The 24,014-nt window shown below is 39.6% G+C and carries 36 protein-coding genes; 33 read left to right on the top strand and 3 right to left on the bottom strand.

Going from position 1 to position 24,014, the window contains the following annotated elements:
• The first annotated feature begins 263 nt into the window (after positions 1-263).
• Positions 264-656, top strand: a complete 393-nt coding sequence (locus tag Q0940_RS06120) for a cytochrome c5 family protein (RefSeq protein WP_299265626.1) — start codon at positions 264-266, stop codon at positions 654-656.
• 108 nt (positions 657-764) lie between these two features.
• Here the strand turns inward: Q0940_RS06120 and rep are convergent, their stop codons facing one another.
• A complete protein-coding gene (gene rep / locus Q0940_RS06115; protein ID WP_299265622.1) occupies positions 765-2,780 on the bottom strand; it encodes a DNA helicase Rep in 2,016 nt (671 codons plus the stop codon).
• A gap of 159 nt (positions 2,781-2,939) precedes the next feature.
• On the opposite strand from rep, the gene traF reads away from it, so the two are divergent.
• Positions 2,940-4,448 (top strand): conjugal transfer protein TraF, encoded by a 1,509-nt coding sequence (gene traF, locus Q0940_RS06110; protein ID WP_299265619.1) that lies wholly within the window; start codon positions 2,940-2,942, stop codon positions 4,446-4,448.
• 103 nt (positions 4,449-4,551) lie between these two features.
• The gene (locus Q0940_RS06105; protein ID WP_299265615.1) at positions 4,552-4,791 is read left to right on the top strand and encodes an accessory factor UbiK family protein; all 240 of its coding nucleotides are present in this window, start codon (positions 4,552-4,554) and stop codon (positions 4,789-4,791) included.
• 64 nt (positions 4,792-4,855) lie between these two features.
• On the opposite strand, the gene Q0940_RS06100 is transcribed toward Q0940_RS06105, so the two are convergent.
• Positions 4,856-5,578 (bottom strand): hypothetical protein, encoded by a 723-nt coding sequence (locus tag Q0940_RS06100; protein ID WP_299265612.1) that lies wholly within the window; start codon positions 5,576-5,578, stop codon positions 4,856-4,858.
• Between the two features lie 101 nt (positions 5,579-5,679).
• Here Q0940_RS06100 and Q0940_RS06095 point away from each other — a divergent pair, with 101 nt between their 5' ends.
• On the top strand, positions 5,680-6,594 hold the full coding sequence (locus tag Q0940_RS06095) for a bifunctional GNAT family N-acetyltransferase/hotdog fold thioesterase (protein WP_299265608.1): 915 nt from the start codon (positions 5,680-5,682) through the stop codon (positions 6,592-6,594).
• 71 nt (positions 6,595-6,665) lie between these two features.
• On the opposite strand, the gene Q0940_RS06090 is transcribed toward Q0940_RS06095, so the two are convergent.
• Positions 6,666-7,115 (bottom strand): YaiI/YqxD family protein, encoded by a 450-nt coding sequence (locus Q0940_RS06090; protein WP_299265605.1) that lies wholly within the window; start codon positions 7,113-7,115, stop codon positions 6,666-6,668.
• A gap of 217 nt (positions 7,116-7,332) precedes the next feature.
• Here Q0940_RS06090 and Q0940_RS06085 point away from each other — a divergent pair, with 217 nt between their 5' ends.
• The 29 genes from Q0940_RS06085 (at position 7,333) to rplQ (ending at position 23,279) form a co-directional block, all read left to right on the top strand.
• Positions 7,333-9,102, top strand: a complete 1,770-nt coding sequence (locus Q0940_RS06085) for an acyl-CoA dehydrogenase C-terminal domain-containing protein (RefSeq protein ID WP_299265602.1) — start codon at positions 7,333-7,335, stop codon at positions 9,100-9,102.
• A gap of 421 nt (positions 9,103-9,523) precedes the next feature.
• Positions 9,524-9,835 carry a 30S ribosomal protein S10 gene (gene rpsJ / locus Q0940_RS06080; RefSeq protein ID WP_216056532.1) on the top strand — a complete coding sequence of 104 codons (312 nt, stop codon included), beginning with the start codon at positions 9,524-9,526 and terminating at the stop codon, positions 9,833-9,835.
• A 24-nt stretch (positions 9,836-9,859) separates the two neighbouring features.
• On the top strand, positions 9,860-10,498 hold the full coding sequence (rplC, locus tag Q0940_RS06075; RefSeq protein WP_105051488.1) for a 50S ribosomal protein L3: 639 nt from the start codon (positions 9,860-9,862) through the stop codon (positions 10,496-10,498).
• Between the two features lie 14 nt (positions 10,499-10,512).
• Complete coding sequence (rplD, locus tag Q0940_RS06070; protein WP_216056530.1) at positions 10,513-11,118, top strand: 50S ribosomal protein L4; 606 nt, start codon at positions 10,513-10,515, stop codon at positions 11,116-11,118.
• Positions 11,115-11,420, top strand: coding sequence for a 50S ribosomal protein L23 (gene rplW / locus Q0940_RS06065; RefSeq protein ID WP_105051490.1), 306 nt, complete (start codon positions 11,115-11,117; stop codon positions 11,418-11,420). Before rplD ends, rplW begins: the two co-directional genes overlap by 4 nt.
• A 14-nt stretch (positions 11,421-11,434) precedes the next feature.
• Positions 11,435-12,259 (top strand): 50S ribosomal protein L2, encoded by an 825-nt coding sequence (gene rplB / locus Q0940_RS06060; RefSeq protein ID WP_105051491.1) that lies wholly within the window; start codon positions 11,435-11,437, stop codon positions 12,257-12,259.
• 16 nt (positions 12,260-12,275) lie between these two features.
• On the top strand, positions 12,276-12,554 hold the full coding sequence (rpsS, locus tag Q0940_RS06055) for a 30S ribosomal protein S19 (protein ID WP_105051492.1): 279 nt from the start codon (positions 12,276-12,278) through the stop codon (positions 12,552-12,554).
• A gap of 9 nt (positions 12,555-12,563) precedes the next feature.
• Positions 12,564-12,893, top strand: a complete 330-nt coding sequence (rplV, locus tag Q0940_RS06050) for a 50S ribosomal protein L22 (protein ID WP_299265574.1) — start codon at positions 12,564-12,566, stop codon at positions 12,891-12,893.
• 11 nt (positions 12,894-12,904) lie between these two features.
• Positions 12,905-13,609, top strand: coding sequence for a 30S ribosomal protein S3 (rpsC, locus tag Q0940_RS06045; protein WP_299265569.1), 705 nt, complete (start codon positions 12,905-12,907; stop codon positions 13,607-13,609).
• Between the two features lie 10 nt (positions 13,610-13,619).
• Positions 13,620-14,033, top strand: coding sequence for a 50S ribosomal protein L16 (gene rplP / locus Q0940_RS06040; RefSeq protein ID WP_299265565.1), 414 nt, complete (start codon positions 13,620-13,622; stop codon positions 14,031-14,033).
• The gene (rpmC, locus tag Q0940_RS06035) at positions 14,033-14,227 is read left to right on the top strand and encodes a 50S ribosomal protein L29 (RefSeq protein WP_105051496.1); all 195 of its coding nucleotides are present in this window, start codon (positions 14,033-14,035) and stop codon (positions 14,225-14,227) included. Before rplP ends, rpmC begins: the two co-directional genes overlap by 1 nt.
• A complete protein-coding gene (gene rpsQ, locus Q0940_RS06030; RefSeq protein ID WP_299265559.1) occupies positions 14,227-14,481 on the top strand; it encodes a 30S ribosomal protein S17 in 255 nt (84 codons plus the stop codon). The genes rpmC and rpsQ overlap by 1 nt, the downstream gene beginning before the upstream one ends.
• A gap of 293 nt (positions 14,482-14,774) precedes the next feature.
• Entirely contained in the window at positions 14,775-15,143 is a 369-nt protein-coding gene (rplN, locus tag Q0940_RS06025) for a 50S ribosomal protein L14 (RefSeq protein ID WP_105051498.1), read from the top strand.
• A 10-nt stretch (positions 15,144-15,153) separates the two neighbouring features.
• On the top strand, positions 15,154-15,468 hold the full coding sequence (rplX, locus tag Q0940_RS06020; protein ID WP_105051499.1) for a 50S ribosomal protein L24: 315 nt from the start codon (positions 15,154-15,156) through the stop codon (positions 15,466-15,468).
• 14 nt (positions 15,469-15,482) lie between these two features.
• The gene (gene rplE, locus Q0940_RS06015; protein ID WP_299265555.1) at positions 15,483-16,022 is read left to right on the top strand and encodes a 50S ribosomal protein L5; all 540 of its coding nucleotides are present in this window, start codon (positions 15,483-15,485) and stop codon (positions 16,020-16,022) included.
• Positions 16,023-16,033: 11 nt separating this feature from the next.
• Positions 16,034-16,339, top strand: coding sequence for a 30S ribosomal protein S14 (rpsN, locus tag Q0940_RS06010; RefSeq protein WP_105051501.1), 306 nt, complete (start codon positions 16,034-16,036; stop codon positions 16,337-16,339).
• A gap of 20 nt (positions 16,340-16,359) precedes the next feature.
• The gene (gene rpsH / locus Q0940_RS06005; RefSeq protein ID WP_299265544.1) at positions 16,360-16,752 is read left to right on the top strand and encodes a 30S ribosomal protein S8; all 393 of its coding nucleotides are present in this window, start codon (positions 16,360-16,362) and stop codon (positions 16,750-16,752) included.
• Positions 16,753-16,765: 13 nt separating this feature from the next.
• Positions 16,766-17,299: a 50S ribosomal protein L6 gene (gene rplF, locus Q0940_RS06000; RefSeq protein ID WP_299265541.1), complete on the top strand. Its 534-nt coding sequence runs from the start codon at positions 16,766-16,768 to the stop codon at positions 17,297-17,299.
• 9 nt (positions 17,300-17,308) lie between these two features.
• Positions 17,309-17,659, top strand: coding sequence for a 50S ribosomal protein L18 (gene rplR, locus Q0940_RS05995; RefSeq protein WP_299265538.1), 351 nt, complete (start codon positions 17,309-17,311; stop codon positions 17,657-17,659).
• 9 nt (positions 17,660-17,668) lie between these two features.
• Positions 17,669-18,169, top strand: coding sequence for a 30S ribosomal protein S5 (rpsE, locus tag Q0940_RS05990; RefSeq protein ID WP_105051505.1), 501 nt, complete (start codon positions 17,669-17,671; stop codon positions 18,167-18,169).
• A 6-nt stretch (positions 18,170-18,175) separates the two neighbouring features.
• Positions 18,176-18,358 (top strand): 50S ribosomal protein L30, encoded by a 183-nt coding sequence (gene rpmD / locus Q0940_RS05985; protein WP_299265532.1) that lies wholly within the window; start codon positions 18,176-18,178, stop codon positions 18,356-18,358.
• Between the two features lie 4 nt (positions 18,359-18,362).
• Positions 18,363-18,794 (top strand): 50S ribosomal protein L15, encoded by a 432-nt coding sequence (rplO, locus tag Q0940_RS05980; RefSeq protein ID WP_299265522.1) that lies wholly within the window; start codon positions 18,363-18,365, stop codon positions 18,792-18,794.
• Between the two features lie 13 nt (positions 18,795-18,807).
• Positions 18,808-20,166, top strand: a complete 1,359-nt coding sequence (secY, locus tag Q0940_RS05975; RefSeq protein ID WP_299265518.1) for a preprotein translocase subunit SecY — start codon at positions 18,808-18,810, stop codon at positions 20,164-20,166.
• Positions 20,167-20,184: 18 nt separating this feature from the next.
• Positions 20,185-20,298, top strand: a complete 114-nt coding sequence (gene rpmJ, locus Q0940_RS05970; protein WP_105051509.1) for a 50S ribosomal protein L36 — start codon at positions 20,185-20,187, stop codon at positions 20,296-20,298.
• 112 nt (positions 20,299-20,410) lie between these two features.
• Entirely contained in the window at positions 20,411-20,767 is a 357-nt protein-coding gene (gene rpsM / locus Q0940_RS05965) for a 30S ribosomal protein S13 (protein WP_299265504.1), read from the top strand.
• Positions 20,768-20,784: 17 nt separating this feature from the next.
• Positions 20,785-21,174 (top strand): 30S ribosomal protein S11, encoded by a 390-nt coding sequence (gene rpsK, locus Q0940_RS05960; RefSeq protein ID WP_105051511.1) that lies wholly within the window; start codon positions 20,785-20,787, stop codon positions 21,172-21,174.
• A 22-nt stretch (positions 21,175-21,196) separates the two neighbouring features.
• Positions 21,197-21,817 (top strand): 30S ribosomal protein S4, encoded by a 621-nt coding sequence (rpsD, locus tag Q0940_RS05955; RefSeq protein WP_105051512.1) that lies wholly within the window; start codon positions 21,197-21,199, stop codon positions 21,815-21,817.
• A 24-nt stretch (positions 21,818-21,841) separates the two neighbouring features.
• Entirely contained in the window at positions 21,842-22,834 is a 993-nt protein-coding gene (gene rpoA / locus Q0940_RS05950) for a DNA-directed RNA polymerase subunit alpha (RefSeq protein WP_105051513.1), read from the top strand.
• Between the two features lie 43 nt (positions 22,835-22,877).
• Positions 22,878-23,279 carry a 50S ribosomal protein L17 gene (gene rplQ, locus Q0940_RS05945; RefSeq protein ID WP_299265492.1) on the top strand — a complete coding sequence of 134 codons (402 nt, stop codon included), beginning with the start codon at positions 22,878-22,880 and terminating at the stop codon, positions 23,277-23,279.
• The last annotated feature ends 735 nt before the right edge of the window (positions 23,280-24,014 follow it).

The following is a 24,014-nucleotide window of genomic DNA, read 5'->3' as shown; positions in this document are numbered from 1 at the left end:
TCTTGGTATCAAGTTTTGCTCTGTTTAAGCAAATTATCGAGATGAGCAAATTATACGGTTTATGCTCGAATTGAGAATAATATATCTTTATATATTGAAGAATATGAAAGATAAATAGACCTTAATAAGAAATAAATAAATAAATATAGGCATTTACTTGATTTGCTAGTGCTTATAAATCCATAATATCGCAATGGATATTTAAATCGATAGAATTTACAAGATATAATGTCTGTGTATCTTAAAAAATAGGTGAGCTCATAATGAGAAAAATACTTGTAACACTTTTAACTGTACTATCTATAGCTTCGGTTCAAGCAACTGAACCAACGAAAAGTGCTGTAGAGCAAAGAATTCAACCAGTTGGACAAGTGTATCTTGCAGGAGCTGAACCTGAAAAGGCTGCAGAACCTACTGGACCTAAGTCAGCAGAGCAAGTTTATCAACAAGCGTGTATCGCTTGTCATGGAACTGGCGTTTTGGATGCACCTAAAAAAGGTGATGCAGCAGCATGGGCTCCAAGAGTGGCACAAGGCATGGATGTATTGTTAAAACATGCAATAAACGGTTTTAATGCTATGCCGCCTAAAGGAACATGTATGGCGTGTTCAGATGATGAGATTAAAGCCGCTATTGAGTTTATGTCTAAAGGTTAGTTATTTGATGACTCGGTAACTAAATCTGCTAAATTGTATTTATGCTTAGCATTAAAAAGCCAATCTTGATGATTGGCTTTTTTGTATTTGCGTGTCATAGCTTGAATATTACTTTTGTAGCATAGAACGTAAGTTAGCTATGTTAGCTTTATTTTTTTGCTGACGTTGTTCTTGTGGTACAACTTGTCCTGTTTTTTCCCATCTAAGATCTTTTTCATCAAGCTCATCAATAAATCGAGATGGTTCACTCATAACAGTTTCACCATATTGACGACGTTCTTTGGTGTAAGTGAGTACTAATTCCTTTTGCGCTCGAGTTATTCCAACGTAAGCTAAACGTCTTTCTTCTTCAATGTTATCTTCGTCAATACTAGATTGGTGTGGTAAAAAACCTTCTTCCATACCCACCATAAATACATATGGAAATTCTAAGCCTTTGGACGCGTGCATTGTCATTAATTGAACTTGATTGTTACTTTCGTCTTCATCTTCATTTCTTTCCATCATGTCACGTAGTGCTAACTTGTTAACTGTTTCAAGTAACGTTAATGGCTCATGCTCACTATCACCTTGTAACATTTGAGTTACCCATTTATATAACTCGCTGACATTCTTCATTCTCATTTCTGCAGCTTTAGGGCTAGCGCTGGTTTCAAACAGCCAATCTTCGTAATGAATGCCTTTTAATAGCTCTTTTACCGCATCTAGCGGCTCACTGCGTAATACCTGATCGCTTATTTCTACAATCCAACGAGTAAAATACTGGATGGCTGATTTGGCAGGACCTGAAATCATACTAATAAATGCAGTATCGAAAGACGCTTCAAATAAGCTGATGTGTTTGTCATTAGCTAAATGACCAAGCTTTTCTAATGTCACCGGGCCTATTTGGCGTCTTGGTGTATTTACAACACGTAAAAATGCATTGTCATCATCTTGATTAACCACTAAACGTAAATACGCCATGATGTCTTTAATTTCTGGGCGAGAGAAGAATGACGTTCCGCCGCTTATTTTATAAGGGATTCTATTTGTAGTTAGTAACTTTTCAAAAATACGACTTTGGTGATTACCTCTATATAGAATGGCGTAATCACCATAATGTGTTTTATTGGTAAACCTATGACCAATAATTTCGGCAATAACGCGCTCGGCTTCATTGTCTTCATTTTTGGTTTGAATGACCCGAATAGGGTTGCCGTATTCCATTGTTGTTTTTAGTTTTTTATCAAAAACGTGCGGGTTTTTATCAATAAGAACATTAGCAGCGTGTAATACACAACCAACAGAGCGATAGTTCTGTTCAAGCTTTATTAGGTTTAAATTCGGAAAGTCTTTACTGAGTAACACTAAATTTTGTGGTTTAGCGCCACGCCAGGAGTAGATAGATTGGTCATCATCTCCAACCACAGTAAAGTGAGCACGCTTTCCAACTAACATTTTGACCAGTTCATACTGACTGGTGTTGGTATCTTGATATTCATCTACCAACAGGTATTGAATTTTTTCCTGCCAGCGAGCAATCACTTCAGGGTAATTTCTAAATAATAAGGTAGGGATCAGTATTAAATCGTCAAAATCCAATGCGTTATAAGCTCTCATTTGAGATTGATAACGTTGATATAGCTCAGCATACAATGCAGTTTCCGAGTCTTCTGCCTGACTTATGGCAGCCTGTGGCAGCATTAATTCATTTTTCCAATTTGATATTTTATTGATCAATTGGTAGATACTTTCTTTATCTTCACCTAATTCAGTTTCTGTAAGTTCTTTTAATAATGCAAAGCAATCCTGATCGTCAAACAATGAAAAGTTTGATTTATATCCAAGTATTTTTATCTCTTTCTTTATTATATTTAAACCTAAAGTGTGAAATGTCGATATTTGTAAACCTTTCACTTTATGTTTTTCAATCGACTGATTAACACGCTCTCTCATTTCACGTGCGGCTTTATTGGTAAACGTAACCGCTGCAATTTTATTTGCAGGAACATTACAGTTTTCAATAAGATGGCCGATTTTATTTATGATAACGCGGGTTTTGCCAGAACCGGCACCAGCCAATACTAAACATGGACCATCAACATATGTAACGGCTAATTCTTGCTCTGGATTTAATTTCACGTTGTACCCTTTTTGTTTAGGGTGGGATATTACCAAATAAGTAAGGTAATATAAAAAATAACTGTATTTCATTACAAGTTAGTTTATCTTGGACTAATATCAGTGGGTGAATAAAATACAATCAAAAAAAACACAGTTAACTTTTTTCTAGGAGAATTCATGAAAAAGTCAGTATTAGCTATGGCCACTTTAGTTGGGCTAACAAGTACATCTGCATCTGCATTTGATTACTTTTTTCAAACAGGCCGTTCATCAGGCTACGGTAGCGCAGGTACAACTTATGCGCATTGGTCAGCTGCCGCAAATTATAATCCAGCTCTTATTGGCTCTGCTGCTGGTACAGATGAAGACTTTTTTCTAGCCTTAAATCTATCCGCTCGCTTAGTTGAACAAAATGATGCAATAGATACTATGGACGAATTTTCAGAAAATACGGATGATTTTGATGGATTCTCTGACGTAAATTTATTAGAAGATGATATAGAACTACTGCAAAGCAATATTGATTCGGCTAATAATTTGACTGACTCTATGGAAAAACTTGATGGTGCCGGTTTTAATCTAGGTATTGGAGTGAATGGTGGGCTTGGGATGTCATTTGAATCTTTTGCAATGTCATTTCAAGTTAATACACAGGTTATTATTGGTGGAAAGGTGAATGTAGCTGAGGACGATACAGCTACCTTTCGTCGTTTTGCTGAGTTAGGTCAAGTGTTAATTGATGATGTTCGCCCGTTATATGATGACTTGGCTGAAAAAGAAGCTGAGTTAGCGGCAATTCAAGAGTCGTATGATGCAGGCAACGCGACACAGGACGATATTAATGACGCACAATTATTAGTAGACGAAGCGGAAGTAATAGCAGAAGACGCTAAAAATACACAAGTTGGTATCGAAACGGAATTCGCCGATGTTTTTGATACAGACTCTCAAAGCATTAAGTTTGATGAAGAAGATTTAAAATCAAATACACGTTTAGCTGCAATTGCATGGGCTGAAGCTGGAATGACAGTTGGTAGTAACTGGCAATTAGATGGCGGGAAAGTATTAAGTGTTGGTGCTACATTTAAAACTGTACAGTTAGAATTCTTTGATTATCAAGCTTCTACATCTGGTTTTGAGGATGATAATGTTGATGATGATCAATACAGAAGTTCTGAAAGTTTTGTGACTGCGGATATCGGTGCTATTTTAGCGTTAGATTCAGCTGATAAATGGCGTGTTGGTGTGTCAGTTAAAAATTTAAATGGCGTTACTATTACATCAAATCCAGATGGTTTAGCCGCTGATCAAGAAGAGCTTATCTTTGAAGTTAAACCTCAAGTACGGATCGGTACAAGTTATAATGGCGATTGGTATCGTGTAGCTGCTGACGTTGATGTTACAGAATCTCAAGGCCCTCATTTTGCAGATGGCACTGAATTCTTCCAAGGTACTCAATATGCAAGTTTAGGCTTAGTGTTGAATGCTTGGGACTTTGCTGAATTGAGAGCGGGTTATAGACATAATTTAATAGAAGCAGATGATACGCTTGCAAAAACTACTGATGCTCAAGGTCTTTATACTGCGGGTATTGGCTTGTATCTAGGTCCTATTCAAATCGACCTAGGTGTACAAGCATCTGAAGATCAAGTCGGTGCTAACTTGCAAACTATGATCACATGGTAATTAAACGTTAGTGTAAAATATTGAAATAAAAATATAAAAAGGCCAACATATGTTGGTCTTTTTTTGTATTATCACTCAATAATAAAATTTTAAGGATCACACTATGTTAAACGCTAAAAAAATAGAGCAGTTAGCGGAACAAATAACAAATGCCATCCCTCCAGGTGTTAAAAACATAGCTGACAATGTTGAAGAGAAAGTAAAGGCAGTTTTACAAGCTAAACTGACTCAATTAGATGTAGTTAGCCGTGAAGAATTTGACGTGCAGACTCAAGTACTAGCGAGAACTCGTGCAAAGTTGGAACAGCTAGAAGTCATAGTTGAAGAATTAAAAAATAAGTAACTTTTCTTAAGACCGCTTTATATTAACTCCACAATATAAATAAGTAACATATGTACAACTTGTGTTACTTAGCTTTATTCCATAATTCAATATCTTCAGGGAAATGGAAGTTTTCTATTTTATTAACCATTAATATATGGTTTTGCATATTAGGTACGGCAAAAATATAATGCTTATTATTAAATGTTTGCTTTAAATAGTCGCCTAACAGCATGACGTCCTCATCATTATCAATTAAGCAGTTTATTACTAACCAACCGTTCGGATTTATTAAATCGAATAGTTGTTTGAATAATCTCTGATTTTTAATAAGTATTGGTGATTCGTCTCCATGGAAGAGATCTGACAAAATCCAATCGTAACGGGTTTGTTTTTGGTGTGCAGAATCTATAAAGCTAAACGCATCTTGTTTAATCACGGACGGTTGATTAATAGTAGGAAAAAATTGATCTACCACATCCAAAATTTTCCGACTGCCTTCAACACTAGTCATCTTAATAGCAGGGTAGGCATAACTTAGATAACGCTGTATAGAAAGACCCCCACCACCTAGCTCTAAAATTGAATTTGGTGCTTTGTGATGTAGCATAGGCAGCAGCATAACAAAACAATATGGCAGAATTGGTCTATAAGGTTTTTGGTTTTCTATTGCACTTTGAATTACATCTTGTACTAACAACCAAGTGTAGTTTTCGTTCTGATAAATAGTGATTCTATTGTTTGAATCGTTATTCATATAAACCATTTTAGCTTGTTTATCTGGAGATAGTATTTGCGCTAAGTTCATGAATAGTCTTAAATGGTTGAAAGATTGAGTTATTTGTAACGTAAATAATAAAAAATATAAACATAAAAATAATAGTGTTTTAAATTCGGCAGGGGATATATATGTATCAAGTGGTTGCTCCACAAACAGAGGAAGAGTGGGAACATTACTACGAGATCCGTTGGCAAGTATTAAGAGCGCCTTTACAAGAACCTAGGGGATCAGAAAAAGACGAATATGAACAACATGCTTGGCATCGAATGGTTATTGATGATCAAGGTAAGGTTGTTGGCGTTGCTAGACTACATATAGTTAATACGGATGAAGGGCAGATCCGTTATATGGCCGTTATTGAGCAACACAGACGTAAAGGCTTGGCAACGATCATGTTGGAGTCTTTAGAGGCAATCGCACGACAAGAGAGTGTTAAACGAGTTATTTTAAATGCTCGTAAAAGTGCGACTAATTTCTATGAAAATTTAGGCTATCACGTTACAGGAGAAGCTCCAGAAATATTTGGACAAATTCCACATATGCAAATGTGTAAACCATTAGAGGGAGTAGAAGTTATTATTCGCAACCCTCAATGGTGTTTAGATTTACAAAATATTTGGCATCAAGAGATCCCAATAACCCAGCTTATGGGAATTCGGGTATTTCAATATACAGGTTCTACTTTTGAAACTAGAGCGGCATTAAACCCAAAAATGAACTTACAAGGCACTATGTTTGCGGGCAGTATTTATTCATTAGCTACTTTAACAGGCTGGGGCTTAGTCCACTTGATGATGAAAGAAGAAAAAATCGAAGGTGATATTGCACTGGCTGATGCAGATATTCATTATCATAAACCGGTTACAGAGTTACCTCGTTCAATTGCTAATTTTGAAAATATCGAAGGTGATTTTAAGCCACTAGAGAATAATGAAAAAGCCAAAATAACCGTGAAGGTAGAAGTGTTAGATGATGTAACTCCAGTTGCTGAGTTTACTGGTCATTATGTGGTGATCCCCAAAGTAGAAAATGAAGAGCCGTAACTTACAAATTAGTAGCAGGTAATTGCAGTTATTAATAAAAAGCAGTGATTATAATCACTGCTTTTTTTGAGCTAATGCGATGACTTTGCTAGCCACTGATCCAGCTGATTAGCAAATTGTTGCTTATCTTTATCACCATATTTAGGCTGTCCGGTGCTATTAATCCCACTTGATCGCATAGTATCCATAAAGTCACGCATATTAAGTATTTGTTTAATGTTGCTGGTGGTGTAAAGCTCACCTCTTGGATTTAGTGCCAATGCGCCTTTTTCTACTATTTCAGCCGCCAGTGGAATATCTGATGTTATAACTAAATCATTAGGTTGCGCGCGCTTTACAATTTCATCATCGGCCACATCAAATCCACTAGGCACTTGTATCATTTGAATAAACTGTGATGGTGGAATTTTAATGTATTGATTTGCCACTAAAATTAATTGTGTTTTTGTTCGCTCTGCAGCCTTAAATAAAATTTCTTTTGCTGGAAGTGGACAAGCATCTGCATCAACCCAAATAGTCATAGTTCTTTTTTCATCTCGTTATTAGTTTCTCTTATTCGGATTCTGTTGTATTTTCTCTAATTTATCTATTGTTTATTAAACTTAGCAGTAAGAAAAATTAAAACTATCAGCTATATTTGTTTAGTGTTTATAAGATAGGTAAGAATAAATTCAAACGTTTGTTTTAATTTGTTCTTAATGTATAGTTTGTTAACTTTTGATCAATGAGTGAAAAAAAATGAGTAAATATTCTGCCCCTGTAAATGACATGAACTTTTTATTATTTGACGTATTTCAAGCGGATGAATTTTGGCAAGATAATGCCCAATTAGCAGAAAGCATTGATCGCGAAACCGCAAATGCAATTTTATTAGAAAGTGCCAAAGTAACAGAAGGTGTTATCGCACCAAATAGCCGAGCTGCAGATGAAGAAGGCGTAACTTGGACAGATGGTAAAATTACCACGCCTAAAGGATTTAAAGAAGCATACAATGTTGTAGCCGAAGGAGGCTGGGTTGGTTTAGCTGGCGATCCTGAATATGGCGGTATGGGCATGCCTAAAATGCTATCAGCTATGCATGAAGAAATGATGTGTGGCGCAGATCTTGGCTTCTCTTTATATTCAGGCCTTACCGCTGGAGCATGTGTATCTATTCATGCTCACGCCTCAGAAGAATTAAAAAATACTTATTTACCAAACATGTATGCAGGAACTTGGACCGGCAGTATGTGTTTAACGGAAGCCCATGCGGGGACCGATTTAGGTTTGATTAAAACTAAAGCCGTTAAAAATGATGATAACAGCTACAACATCACAGGCAGTAAAATTTTCATAACTGGTGGTGAACACGACCTAACTGAAAATATTATTCATTTAGTGTTAGCAAAATTACCAGGCGCACCAGAAGGCTCTCGTGGCATTTCTTTATTTATAGTGCCTAAATATAATGTAAATGGAGATGGCTCATTAGGTGAGCTTAATACAGTAGGTTGTGGCTCTATTGAACATAAAATGGGTATTCATGGTAGTTCTACGTGTGTAATGAACTTCGATGACGCTAAAGGTTATCTAGTTGGTGAAGAAAATAAAGGGCTAGCGTGCATGTTCACTATGATGAACTACGAGCGCTTATTTGTGGGGATTCAAGGCTTAGGTGCGTCAGAACGTTCTTATCAAAATGCGTTGGAATACGCTATAGATAGAAAACAAGGCAAAGGCACAGTTAAGACTGAAGATAAGAAGCCTCAGCCGATTATCGTTCATCCAGATGTTCGTAGAATGTTATTAAACATGAAGGCGTTAAATGAAGGCGCAAGAGCATTTAATACTTATGTTGCTATGCAACTCGATATTGCTAAATTTTCAGATGATGCGGATGCAGTCAAAACAGCATACGATAAAGGTCAGCTATTAACGCCAATTGCGAAAGCATTTGTAACTGACATGGGCTTTGATTCATGTGTTGCAGGTCAACAAGTATTTGGTGGTCACGGTTATATTCGTGAATGGGGACAAGAGCAACTGGTTAGAGATTGTCGCATTACACAAATATATGAAGGGACAAATGGCGTTCAAGCCCTTGATTTAATTGGCCGAAAAGTAGCAATGGATAATGGTCATACAGCAAATTTATTAGCAAAAGAAATTATTGAATTTGCCAAGCACAATGAAGCAACTTTCTCAGATGAATTAGCTCAACTGATAGAAGCTGTTGACTTGTTATCTGCTGTTACTGTTGATGTTCTAAAGAAAGCATCCGTTAATCCAGACGAGCTTGGTGCTGCCTCGGTTGAGTACTTACACTTATTTGGCTATGTTATGTTTGGTTATATGTGGGCTAAGATGATGGTTTCAGCCAACAGCATAGATGACAAAGTGTTGGCTCAGTCTAAAGTGAAAACAGGTAAATATTACTTTGCTAGAGTATTACCTAAAATAGCTAGTCTAAAACTACAAATAGAATCTGGTGCAGATAATCTATATCAGTTTGATGTTGAAGACTTCTAGTAAAGTAAGCATTTATTCTACGTAAGCCAATAAATACTGATTAATCGAGCAATTACCTATTATACCTCCGCTTAACACTTGAGCTGGAGGTATAATGATTAAACCCGTCCTAGAATAAAGCCTATCTAATTTTATCCCCCTCAACTTAATTGAGATAAATGTCAATTACCTGTTGCATTTATAGTCAGAATCTATAGAATGCGCACTCCCATTTTGTACTTGTTGCAATTGTATGGGCAAACCAATAATTAAAAATGTTCTTTTGATTGGTTTGAAAGACTAACAATTAGTTAGTTAAAACAGGGGTTCCAATTGGGAATCCAATTAAATAGATAAATTTACACCGCTTAGGGTTCTATAAAAGGAAAACTAATGCGATGTTTTTTTATGCTCTTTCTAAAATGCTCTTTTGAGGTAAGTAATGAACAGTCAACGTATTCGTATCCGATTGAAAGCGTTCGACCATCGTTTAATCGATGTGTCAACACAAGAAATCGTAGAAACGGCTAAGCGTACAGGCGCGCAGGTTCGTGGTCCTATTCCACTGCCAACTCGTAAAGAACGCTTCACTATATTGGTTTCTCCGCATGTAAATAAAGATGCGCGTGACCAATATGAAATTCGTACGCACAAGCGTTTAATCGACATTGTTGAACCAACGGAAAAAACTGTTGATGCATTAATGCGTTTAGATCTTGCTGCTGGTGTAGATGTTCAGATCAGTCTGGGTTAATCGAGAGATTAAAGGGGTTTCAAAATGACTATAGGTCTAGTCGGACGTAAAGTAGGAATGACACGTATCTTCACTGAAGATGGTGTATCGATTCCTGTTACGGTAATAGAAGCAACACCTAACCGTGTTACTCAAATCCGTAACGAAGAAACCGACGGTTATCGCGCATTGCAAGTAACTGCAGGCACTAAAAAAGCGAACCGCGTAACTAAGGCACAAGCAGGACACTTTGCGAAAGCAGGTGTTGAAGCTGGCCGTGGTATGTGGGAATTTCGCTTAGCCGCAGGTGAAGGCGACGATATCGCAGTTGGTAGCGAAATTACAGTAGAAGTATTTAATGACGCTAAATTAGTAGACGTTACAGGCACGTCAAAAGGTAAAGGTTTCCAAGGTGGTGTTAAGCGCTGGAATTTCAGCATGCAAGACGCAACTCATGGTAACTCACTTTCTCACCGTGCGCCGGGTTCAATTGGTCAAAACCAAACTCCAGGTCGTGTATTTAAAGGTAAGAAAATGGCTGGCCAAATGGGTAACGTACGTACAACAACTCAGAATCTTGAAGTTGTACGTGTAGATGCAGAGCGTAACTTATTGTTAGTTAAAGGCGCTGTACCTGGTTCAATCGGCGGCGACGTCATTGTTAAACCTGCTGTTAAAGCGTAATCCGGAGAATAGTGATGAAATTAGATTTTGCTGGCGCTAAGGGCGCTGTTGAAGTTTCTGAAGCTACCTTCGGTCGTGAGTTCAATGAAGCATTAGTTCACCAAGTAGTAACTGCATACGCTGCAGGTGCTCGTCAGGGTTCTAAAGCTCAAAAAACTCGCTCAGAAGTTAGCGGTGGTGGTATTAAACCATGGCGTCAAAAGGGAACAGGTCGCGCTCGTGCGGGTACTATACGTTCTCCAATATGGCGTTCTGGTGGTGTTACATTTGCTGCAAAACCACAAGACCATTCACAAAAAGTGAATAAGAAAATGTATCGTGGTGCTATCCAAAGCATCCTATCTGAATTAGTTCGTCAAGAACGTTTCGTAGTTGTAGAAAGTTTCGAATTAGAAACTCCTAAAACTAAAGCACTAGCTGCTAAATTAAACGAAATGAGCTTGAAAGATGTACTTATCATAACTGAAGAAGTATCTGAGAACTTATTCTTATCAGCACGCAACTTATATAAAGTTGATGTACGTGACGTTGCAACAATCGACCCGGTTAGTTTAATCGCGTTTGATAAAGTTGTAGTAACTGCTGGTGCCGTGAAACAAATTGAGGAGATGCTAGCATGATAAGCGAAGAACGTTTGTTAAAAGTATTAGTAGCTCCGCATGTTTCTGAAAAGAGCACATTAGCGAATGAAGCTAACAACACGTTAGTATTCAAAGTTGCTGTAGACGCTACAAAAGCAGAAATTAAAGCTGCTGTTGAAAAACTTTTCGAAGTTGAAGTTACGAAAGTAAATTCACTTAATGTGAAAGGTAAAGCGAAACGTACTGGTGCCCGCATGGGTCGTCGTAAGAATTGGAAAAAAGCTTACGTGACACTTGCTGAAGGTGCTTCTCTTGATCTTGAAGACGGCGCAGCCGAGTAATAGGAGACTGAAAAATGGCTTTAGTAAAATGTAAACCAACTTCTCCTGGTCGCCGTCACGTAACGAAGGTAGTTAATACCGAGTTACATAAAGGCGCACCATACGCTCCTCTTTTAGAAAAAAAATCTAAATCAGGTGGTCGTAACAATAACGGTCGTATTACTGTTCGTCACATTGGTGGCGGTCATAAACAACATTACCGTGTTGTGGATTTTAAACGTAATAAAGATGGGATCCCTGCAAAGGTTGAACGTCTAGAATACGATCCAAATCGTAGTGCAAACATTGCATTAGTTCTTTATGCAGACGGTGAACGTAAGTACATCATCGCGCCTAAAGGTCTAAAAGCAGGTGATCCAGTTATGTCTGGTATCGATGCCCCGATTAAACCTGGTAATGCTATGCCTATGCGTAACATGCCTGTAGGTAGCACAGTACATAACGTTGAGTTGAAACCTGGTAAAGGTGCACAGCTTGCTCGTTCTGCAGGTGCTTACGTACAAATCTTAGCATTTGATGGTCAATATGTAACAGTACGTCTTCGCTCTGGCGAAATGCGTAAAGTTCTTGCTGATTGTCGTGCGACGTTAGGTGAAGTTGGTAACGCTGAACATATGCTTCGCAAGCTTGGTAAAGCTGGTGCAAGCCGTTGGCGCGGTGTACGTCCTACAGTCCGTGGTGTTGTTATGAACCCGGTAGATCACCCACATGGTGGTGGTGAAGGTCGTACTTCTGGTGGTCGTCACCCGGTTACTCCTTGGGGTAAACCGACTAAAGGTGCTAAGACTCGTAAGAACAAGTCAACGGACAAGTATATTGTTCGTCGTCGTAATAAATAATTAGTGAGGTAATACCATGCCACGTTCTCTCAAGAAAGGTCCTTTTATAGACCTACACTTGCTGAAGAAGGTTGAAGCAGCCTTGGAAAGCGGGAACAAGAAACCAATTAAAACTTGGTCTCGTCGCTCAATGATCATTCCTGATATGATTGGATTGACCATCGCTGTCCATAATGGTCGTCAACACGTTCCAGTATATGTTTCTGACGAAATGGTTGGACACAAGTTAGGTGAGTTTTCACCTACACGTACGTACCGCGGTCACGCGGCTGACAAGAAAGCTAAGAAGAAGTAGGAGTAGAAAATGGAAGCTTTAGCTAAACATCGTTTTGCCCGTACTTCTCCACAGAAGGCTCGCTTGGTAGCTGACCAGATTCGTGGTCTACCAGTGGACAAAGCGTTAGAAATTTTGACATACAGCAACAAGAAAGCGGCTGTGTTAGTGAAGAAAGTTTTAGAATCTGCAATCGCCAATGCTGAGCATAACGACGGTGCAGACATCGATGAACTTAATGTTGCGAAGATATTTGTGGATGTAGGTCCAACAATGAAACGCATCAAGACTCGTGCAAAAGGCCGTGCTGATCGCGTTCTTAAGCGCTCTTCACATATCACTGTTGTAGTAGCGGATTAGGAGATTAACTAATGGGTCAAAAAGTACATCCTACGGGTATTCGCCTAGGTATCACTAAACCATGGGTTTCTACCTGGTACGCGAATACTAAAGAATATGCGAGTCATTTAAACGGCGATATTAAAGTCCGTCAATTTTTGACTAAAGAATTAAAAAGCGCTTCAGTATCTAAGATTACGATTGAACGTCCAGCTAAATCTATCAAAGTAACTATACACACGGCTCGTCCTGGTGTTGTTATTGGTAAGAAAGGCGCAGACGTTGAAAAACTTCGTAATGTTGTTGCAAAATTGACAGGTGTACCTGCTCAAATCAACATCGCAGAAATACGCAAGCCTGAGTTAGATGCACAGCTAGTAGCTGACAGCATTTCTAGCCAGCTTGAACGTCGTGTTATGTTCCGTCGCGCTATGAAGCGTGCGGTTCAAAATGCTATGCGTATTGGCGCTAAAGGTATAAAAGTTGAAGTTAGTGGTCGTTTGGGCGGAGCAGAAATTGCACGTTCAGAATGGTATCGTGAAGGCCGTGTACCTCTACACACTTTACGTGCTGATATCGACTATGCGACTTCTGAAGCATTAACTACTTACGGCATCATCGGTGTGAAAGTATGGATCTTTAAAGGTGAAGTACTAGGTGGTTTCGGTTCTGTTCAAGTTGAAGAGCCAAAACAACCAAAACCAGCGAAGAAGCGTCGTAGCCAAAAAGCGAAGTAGGGAGTAGACGATGTTACAACCAAAACGTACAAAATTCCGTAAGCAGCATAAAGGCCGCAACCGTGGATTAGCACAAAACGGTAACAAAGTTAGCTTTGGTACTTTCGGTCTTAAGGCTACTGGTCGTGGTCGTATGACAGCTCGTCAAATCGAAGCAGCTCGTCGTGCTATGACTCGTGCGGTAAAACGTCAAGGTCAAATATGGATCCGTGTTTTCCCTGATAAACCAATAACGGCAAAACCGTTAGAAGTTCGTCAAGGTAAAGGTAAGGGTAATGTAGAATATTGGGTTGCAGAAATTCAACCTGGTAAAGTACTTTACGAAATGGATGGTGTTAGTGAAGAACTAGCACGTGAAGCATTTAAACTTGCTGCACGTAAATTACCATTCAAAACCACTTTTGTAACTAGAACGGTGATGTAATGAAAGCTAGCGAACTTAAAGATAAATCTGTAGAAGAGCTAAATGCTGAACTACTAAGTTTGTTACGTGAGCAATTTAACTTGCGCATGCAACATGCTTCGGGTCAACTAGCTCAATCACATTTACTGAGAATAGTACGTCGCAACATTGCGCGTGTTAAAACAGTAATTGCACAAACTAAGGTAGGTGCGTAATGAGCGAAATTCGTACATTACAAGGCCGCGTAGTTAGCGATAAAATGGACAAGTCTATTGTTGTTGCTATTGAACGCAAGGTAAAACACCCTATTTACGGAAAATTCGTTAAGCGTACAACTAAGATGCACGCACACGACGAAACTAACCAATGTGGAACTGGCGACACGGTAACTATCCGTGAATGTCGTCCACTGTCTAAGAATAAATCTTGGACGTTAGTAGACGTAATAGAAAAAGCAAAAGCTCTTTAATCTAATTAAAGAACTTTTGTAATGAAAACCGGAGCTTAGGCTCCGGTTTTTTTATACAGATACAGAGTGATACTTAACCTGTATTTTAACCCTTACTTCTTTGCATTGAGGTCATGGTTTATATTTCTAAGCGTATGTGAACAGATCTTAAACAAATTCAAATCATTGGTTGAATTTGTTTAGGTGTTCAGTTACACTTGCGCGCCCTTTTTGAGGGTAACCTCGTAAAGGGGTTTGAAGGTAAGCTTTGTCCGAAAGGGCAGTAAAAGTAAATTAATAGTGGAGCACTAAACATGATCCAAATGCAAACTACGCTTGATGTGGCTGACAACAGCGGTGCACGTCGCGTACAGTGTATTAAGGTTCTAGGTGGCTCTCACCGACGTTACGCCCGTGTAGGCGACATCATTAAAGTTACTGTTAAGGAAGCAATTCCTCGCGGTAAAGTTAAAAAAGGTGATGTTCTTAACGCGGTGGTAGTTCGCACTAAAGCACCTGTACGTCGTTCAGATGGTCAATCCATCCGTTTCGATAGTAATGCAGCTGTTATATTGAACGCCAACTTGCAGCCAATTGGTACTCGTATTTTTGGACCTGTTACACGTGAATTACGTAATGACAAGTTTATGAAAATCGTGTCCTTGGCACCTGAAGTAATTTAAGGAGCTAAACATGGCAAGCAAAATTCGTCGTGATGATGAAGTCATCGTTATTGCTGGCAAAGATAAAGGAAAAACTGGTAAAGTTTTGAAAGTTATCGCTGGTACTGAACGAGTAATCGTTGAAGGGATCAATCTGATCAAGAAGCACACTAAGCCTGTACCTCAGTTACAGCAGCCTGGTGGAATTATTGAGAAAGAAGCGTCTATCAACGTATCAAATGTTGCGGTTGTTAACCCAGAAACTGGGAAAGCAGACCGTGTTGGATTTAAATTTGAAGACGGAAATAAAATTCGTTTCTTCAAATCTAATGGCAAAACTATCTAATCTTGGAGTATACGATGGCGAAACTGCATGATTCATATAAAGACAGCGTAGTGCCTGAACTAGTTAAACAGTTCGGCTACACATCTGTCATGCAAGTCCCTCGACTTGAGAAAATTACCCTGAACATGGGTCTGGGTGAAGCCCTAGCTGATAAGAAAGTTCTTGAAGCTGCAACTGGAGACATGCAAGCAATTGCCGGTCAAAAGCCTGTAGTAACAAAAGCTAGAAAATCAGTTGCTGGTTTCAAAATCCGTGAAGGATACCCGATCGGTGCCAAGGTAACTCTACGCGGTGAGCGTATGTGGGACTTTTTAGAACGCCTTATTACTATTGCACTACCTCGTGTACGTGACTTTCGTGGTTTAAACCCGAAATCATTCGATGGTCGTGGTAACTATAGTATGGGTGTACGTGAGCAAATAATCTTTCCGGAAATTGATTTCGATAAAGTAGATAAAATTCGTGGTTTAGATATCACAATTACTACTTCAGCTGAATCAAATGAAGAAGGTCATGCTTTGTTAGCTGCTTTCGGCTTCCCATTTAAAGGATAAGGTGTAGAGTTATGGCTAAACAATCAATGAAAGCACGCGATGTAAAGCGTACTAAATTAGTTGCTAAATTTGCTGCTAAACGTGCCGAATTAAAGGCTACTATCAGTGACGTTAACACGTCAGATGAAGATCGTTGGGCAGCAGTGCTTAAGCTTCAAGAGCTTCCTCGTGATTCAAGTGCCTCGCGTCAACGTAACCGTTGTAACGTGACCGGTCGTCCTCATGGTTTTTTACGTAAGTTCGGCTTAAGCCGTATTAAACTTCGTGAAGCAGCTATGCGTGGTGAAGTTCCAGGCCTTAAAAAGGCTTCTTGGTAAGAATCTGGGAGTATTGAAAGATGAGCATGCAAGATCCTATCGCGGATATGTTCACCCGCGTTCGTAACGGCCAAATGTCTAACAAAGTTGCCGTTACTATGCCTTCATCAAAGTTGAAAACAGCGTTAGCTGAACTTTTGAAGAGCGAAGGTTTTATTACTGGTTATGAAGTGTCTGGTGATGTTAAGCGTGAGCTAAACGTTACTTTGAAATACTTTGAAGGTAATCCAGTAATAGAAACAATTAAACGCGTTAGCCGCCCTGGTCTTCGTATATATAAGAAGACTGGAGACCTACCTAAAGTAATGGGTGGTCTGGGTGTAGCTATCGTATCAACATCGAAAGGTTTGATGACTGACCGTGCTGCTCGTAAAGCGGGTATCGGCGGCGAAATCATCGGCTACGTAGCTTAATAGGAGAGTCATAATGTCTCGTGTAGCAAAAGCACCTATTAATGTTCCTGCCGGTGTCGAAATCGCCGTTAATGGTCAGGACGTAAAAGTTAAAGGTAAAGTAGGCGAGTTAACTATTATTGTTAACCCTGCTGTTGAAGTTGTCGTTGAAGACAACGTAGTTCGTACAGTTCCACGTGACGGTTTTGCCGACGCATGGGCTCAAGCGGGTACAGCTCGAGCTAACATAAACAACATGGTTGTTGGTGTTAGTGCTGGCTTTGAAAAGAAACTAGTTTTAAACGGTGTTGGTTATCGTGCAGCCTTAAAAGGCAACGTACTTAACTTATCACTAGGTTTCTCTCATCCAGTGAATTTCGACGTGCCAGCTGGCGTAACTATCGAAGTACCTACTCAGACGGAAGTCGTAGTTAAGGGTGCTAGCAAACATCTAATTGGTCAAGTTGCAGCGAATATTCGCGCTTATCGTGAACCAGAACCTTATAAAGGTAAAGGTATACGTTATAGTGATGAAATTATTCGTCGCAAAGAGGCTAAGAAAAAGTAGGGTAAGACGATGGATAAAAAAACAGCTCGTTTACGTCGTGCCAAACGCACTCGCAGAACGTTTATTGAAAACGGTGTTACTCGTTTAGTAATGCACCGTACGTCACGTCACGCTTACGCTCAGGTAATTTCTCCTGAAGGTAAAGTATTGGCGGCGGCGTCTACTGTAGAAAAAGATATCCGTACAACGGTTTCTTCTACAGGTAACGTTGAAGCAGCGACTGCTGTTGGTAAAGCAATTGCAGAACGTGCGGTTAAAAATGGCGTTGAGAAAGTGTCATTTGACCGTAGCGGTTTTAAATATCACGGCCGTGTGAAAGCGTTAGCAGACGCTGCTCGCGAAGCCGGTCTTCAGTTCTAGGAGTAGCTCATGTCTAATGTAGATACAAAACAAACAGAATTCGAAGAAAAGCTTATCGCGGTCAACCGTGTATCAAAAGTAGTTAAGGGTGGTCGTATATTCTCGTTCACTGCTTTAACTGTTGTTGGTGACAAAAACGGCCGTGTAGGTTTTGGTTATGGTAAAGCGCGTGAAGTTCCAGCTGCTATTCAAAAAGCAATGGAAAAAGCGCGTCGTAACATGGTAAATGTAGAGTTAACTAATGGTACATTGCAACACCCAATTAAGGGTCGTCACTCTGGATCAAAAGTTTACATGCAACCAGCTTCTGAAGGTACAGGTATCATTGCCGGTGGCGCTATGCGTGCCGTGCTTGAAGTAGCAGGTGTACATAACGTACTTTCAAAATGTTACGGTTCTACTAACCCAATCAACGTAGTTCGCGCTACAGTAGATGCTCTTGCTGGAATGAAATCTCCTGCACAAGTAGCTGCTAAACGTGGTCTTAACGTTGGCGAAATCTTGGGATAAGAAACCATGGCTAAGAAAACGATTAAAGTAACACAAATACGTAGCTCTATCGGTCGTTTACCGAAGCATAAAGCTACACTTCGTGGCTTGGGCTTACGTCGTATCAATCACACAGTAGAGTTAGAAGACACTCCTTGTGTGCGCGGTATGGTAAACCAAGTTCAATACATGATTAAAGTTGAGGGGTAATCGGATGCGTTTGAATACTCTATCTCCAGCGGCAGGTTCTACCAAAGATAAGAAACGCGTAGGTCGCGGTATCGGTTCTGGTAACGGTAAAACAGCCGGTCGTGGACACAAAGGTCAGAAGTCTCGTACTGGCGGAAGTGTAAGACCAGGTTTTGAAGGCGGTCAAATGCCTTTACAACGTCGTCTACCGAAATTCGGTTTCACTTCTCGTAAGTCTTTGGTAACTGATGAAGTAACATTGTCTGAAATCGCTAAAATTGAGGGTGACGTAGTCAACCTTGAGTCGCTAAAAGCGGCTGGTTTAGTGAAGAAAGATATACTTTTCGTAAAAGTTGTAATGTCTGGCACTATTTCACGTTCAGTAACTGTAGCTGGTCTACGTGTTACTAAAGGTGCATTAGAAGCTATCACTGCAGCTGGCGGAAAAGTAGAATAAGGATAAGTACATTATGGCTAAACCAGGATTAGACTTACAAAGCGGACAAACCGGTTTTTCCGAGTTGAAACAACGCTTATGGTTTGTATTGATTGCAATCGTAGTTTTTCGATTGGGTTCATTTGTTCCAATTCCTGGGATTGACGCCGCAGTACTAGCTGATCTATTCGAGCAGCAAAAGGGTACCATCGTAGAAATGTTTAATATGTTCTCCGGTGGTGCGCTTGAGCGTGCTTCAGTATTAGCGTTGGGTATTATGCCGTATATAACAGCCTCTATTATTATGCAGTTATTAACGGTTATGCATCCTTCTTTAGCTGAGCTAAAGAAAGAAGGCGAGTCTGGTCGTAAGAAAATCAGTCAATACACACGCTATTTTACGCTGGTACTAGCGACATTCCAGTCGTTTGGTGTTGCTACATCATTACCAAGTATGATGCCCGGACTAGTTATTGATCCTAGCCCAGGTTTTTATTTTACCGCTGTAGTTAGTTTGGTTACCGGTACCATGTTTTTAATGTGGTTAGGCGAACAAATTACTGAACGTGGTATTGGTAACGGTATTTCAATACTAATATTTACTGGTATCGTTGCAGGATTGCCGTCGGCAATAGGACAAACAGCGGAGCAAGCTCGTCAGGGTGAACTTCACGTATTGTTATTATTGTTGATTACAGTTGTTGTTTTTGCGGTTACATACTTTGTTGTTTTTGTTGAACGTGGTCAACGTCGAATCGTCGTTAATTACGCTAAACGCCAACAAGGCCGCCAAGTGTTTCAAGCACAAAGCTCACATTTACCTCTTAAGGTAAACATGGCTGGCGTAATACCTCCAATTTTTGCTGGTAGTATTATCATGTTTCCAAGTACAATAGCAGCTTGGTTTGGTACAGGTGATGGACCTGTTGCAGATTTCTTGCAACAAATGTCTTTAACTTTATCCCCAGGGCAACCTCTATACGTAATGTTGTACGCGGCTGCTATAATATTCTTCTGTTTTTTCTATACGGCGTTGGTTTTCAACCCGAGAGAAACAGCTGATAACTTAAAGCGCTCAGGTGCATTTATTCCAGGTATCAGACCTGGTGAACAAACGTCGAGATACGTAGATAAAGTAATGACGCGTTTGACACTAGCTGGTGCTATGTACATAACATTTGTTTGTCTTGTACCGGAATTTATGATGATAGCTTGGAACGTCCAATTTTATTTTGGTGGCACATCGTTGTTAATCATCGTTGTTGTTGTCATGGATTTTATGGCTCAGGTTCAAACATTATTGATGTCTCATCAGTATGAATCTGTTCTTAAAAAGGCAAACTTAGCAGGAAACGCTTTAGATAAAGCTAACCTGAAAGGTTATAGCCGCTAAAATTGCGGAGTATAAGCAATGAAAGTACGTGCTTCCGTTAAGAAGATTTGTCGTAACTGTAAAGTAATTAAGCGTTCAGGTGTTGTTCGCGTAATTTGTACAGACCCTAAGCATAAACAGCGTCAGGGTTAATACGACATAAACTTGATGGGCGAGAATATATCTCGCCCTTATTTACAATCGGTCAGAGGTCGAGTATCCTAACGGGCTTTTCGACTGACCCATAACTATAGGAGATGTGTTAGTGGCCCGTATCGCTGGCATTAACATTTCCGATCGTAAACATTCTGTAATCGCACTTACAGCGATTTACGGCATCGGTAAAACACGCTCACAAGCTATTTGTGTAGCAACCGGTATCGCAGAAGATACGAAAATCGGAACTTTATCTGAACAAGATTTGGATAAATTACGTGAAGAAGTTGGCAAGTACACCGTAGAGGGTGATCTTCGCCGTGAAGTAACATTGAATATTAAGCGTTTAATGGATCTAGGTTGTTTTCGTGGCATACGCCATCGTCGCAGTCTTCCTTTACGCGGTCAGCGCACTAAAACTAATGCGCGTACCCGTAAAGGTCCACGTAAACCTATTTCAAAATAAGGCGGAGGTAGCAAGAAATGGCAAAAGCTCCAACTCGTTCACGTAAAAAGGTAAAAAAGCAGGTTGCTGATGGTATGGCTCATATACATGCATCTTTCAACAACACAATCGTTACATTAACCGACCGTCAAGGCAATGCGTTGTCTTGGGCTACGGCAGGTGGTTCAGGTTTCCGTGGTTCACGTAAATCTACACCATTCGCTGCACAAGTAGCTGCTGAACGCGCAGGCGAAGCAGCAAAAGAGTACGGTTTGAAGAATATTGAAGTTTTCGTAAAGGGCCCTGGCCCTGGTCGTGAATCTGCAATCCGCGCATTAAATGGCGTAGGTTTCAAGATTACTAACATTACTGACGTAACTCCTATTCCTCATAACGGTTGTCGTCCGCCTAAAAAACGTCGTGTATAACGACTGTTAGTGGAGAAAGAACATGGCTAGATATTTGGGTCCAAAGCTAAAGCTTAGTCGTCGCGAAGGAACAGATTTGTTCCTTAAAAGTGGCGTACGTGCTATAGAATCTAAATGTAAAATCGATACTGCACCAGGTCAACATGGAGCTCGCAAAGCTCGTTTGTCTGACTACGGTTTGCAGTTACGTGAAAAACAAAAAGTACGTCGTATTTACGGTATTTTAGAAAAACAATTCCGTAACTACTATAAACAAGCGGCTCGTATAAAAGGTAATACTGGTGAAAACCTATTACAACTTTTAGAAAGCCGTTTAGATAACGTTGTTTATCGCATGGGTTATGCAACTACCCGTGCTGAAGCTCGTCAACTAGTTAGCCACAAAGCAATTGTAGTTAACGGTGTCGTAGTGAACGTTCCTTCCTACAAAGTGTCTGCTGAAGACGTGATTGCTATTCGTGAAAAATCGAAGAAACAAGATCGTATCGCTGCAGCTCTTGAGTTAGCTGAACAACGTGAAAAACCGACTTGGATTGAAGTAGATAATAAAGCTATGACTGGTGTTTATAAATCAAACCCAGAACGTACTGATTTATCTGCAGAGATTAATGAACAGTTAATTGTTGAACTTTACTCTAAGTAAAGTTGAAACATAAGAGGATATATAATGCAGGGGTCTGTAACTGAATTCCTTAAGCCAAGGCTTGTAGATATAGAACAGGTGAGTCCAACTCGCGCTAAAGTAACATTAGAACCACTAGAACGTGGATTTGGTCACACTTTAGGTAATGCGTTGCGCAGAATTTTGTTGTCTTCTATGCCTGGTTGTGCAGTGACCGAAGTAGAAATCGACGGTGTTCAGCACGAATACAGTGCCAAAGAAGGCGTGCAGGAAGATGTGATTGAAATCTTGCTAAACCTTAAAGGTTTAGCAGTAAGCGTAGAAGGGAAAGACGAAGTTATCTTAACTTTAACTAAGTCTGGTAGTGGCCCTGTTACAGCTGCTGATTTTCAGCACGATGGTGATGTAGAAATCATCAACCCTGAGCACGTTATTTGTAATTTGACGAGTGCAAACTCTGAAATATCAATGCGTGTAACAGTGCAGCGTGGCCGTGGCTATGTTCCTGCATCTGCGCGTGTGTCCTCTGACGACGAGGATCGTCCAATTGGTCGTCTTTTACTTGACGCATCATTCAGCCCTGTTGAGCGTATAGCTTACAATGTTGAAAGTGCTCGTGTAGAACAACGTACTGATTTAGACAAATTGATCATTGATATGGAAACGAATGGCACATTGGATCCTGAAGAGGCAATCCGTCGTTCATCTACTATTTTAGCCGAGCAATTAGATGCGTTCGTAGATTTACGTGACGTAACTGAAGTTCAGCAAGAAGAAGAGAAACCAGAATTTGATCCAATTCTATTACGTCCTGTGGACGATCTAGAGTTGACTGTTCGTTCAGCTAACTGTTTGAAAGCTGAACAAGTACAATACATCGGCGATTTGGTACAACGTACTGAGGTTGAGTTACTTAAAACACCTAACCTTGGTAAGAAGTCTCTAACAGAAATAAAAGACGTCTTGGCGTCTCGCGGGTTGTCACTAGGTATGCGCCTAGAAAATTGGCCGCCAGCTAGTCTGTTAGAAAACGACTAAACCAAATTACGGTTATAAACGAATTAGTTAGAAGGAAAAGCTCATGCGCCATCGTAAGAGTGGTCGTCAATTAAACCGCAACAGCAGTCATCGTCAAGCGATGTTCCGTAATATGGCGGGTTCATTGGTGAAGCATGAAATCATCAAGACAACTTTGCCTAAAGCTAAAGAATTACGTCGTGTTGTTGAACCATTGATCACAATGGCTAAACAAGACAGCGTAGCTAACCGCCGCTTAGCGTTTGCTCGTACAAGAGACGCAGAAGTAGTTGGTAAGTTATTTAGCGAATTAGGTCAACGTTACAATGAACGCCCTGGTGGATATACACGTATCATTAAGTGCGGCTACCGTACTGGTGATAAAGCACCAATGGCATACATTGAACTGGTTGAAAGACCAGAAGTTGATGCAGATGCTGAAGTAGTGGAAGCTACTGAAGAGTAAAGAAAAGCCGGGTTCGCCCGGCTTTTTTGTATCTAAAATTTATCCTCGTAATATCAATATCAATATCAATATCAATATCAATATCAATTAATTACATTTCCTATCCCTGCTATTAATATTTTAACTGCTTATATAGTCCAATTTCCGTTTTATAATTTATTTGTGACTATTCAGCTTTTAGATAGTTTACTGTTGAAGGTTATTATTGGATTTTTAAGTTAAAAATAGTAATTAGCTTTACTTATCTGTGAAAATTTTTGATGTAAAGTTTGTTTTGTAGATCCCCCTAAATATATCTATCAATCGTGGAATAATATATCGAGACAAAAATCACTCTTTTTAATAAATAACACAGAGTGGGATTTTAGATAATTAAGCAATACTGTTTGGCTTTAATTAACAAAGATAAATATCTACATTAGCAAATATGTAACATAACCCTATTTAATTACATATATATGGTAAATTCTTTAATAAAATTAAGCACAAGTATTAGAGTCAATAGCCATATATCTATAGTAATAAGCGTATTTAAATCAATTTAATTGTACAGATATACTCCAATTAACTATTGATTCTATTGTTTTTTATACAAGTTGTCTGGTATTTGACCAAACAAACATAAATGTTAAAAAAGATCTTGCGCGGGTTTAAAAGATCCCTATAATGCGCCCCACGTTGTCAGGAAGACATCAAACAGCAGAAAGACAAAGTTAAGTAGGCCGTTTGAGATTG

Origin of the sequence: uncultured Psychrosphaera sp., from assembly GCF_947500655.1 — a bacterium.
Classification (GTDB): Bacteria; Pseudomonadota; Gammaproteobacteria; order Enterobacterales; family Alteromonadaceae; genus Psychrosphaera.
This window is presented reverse-complemented; position numbering and strand designations above follow the sequence as displayed.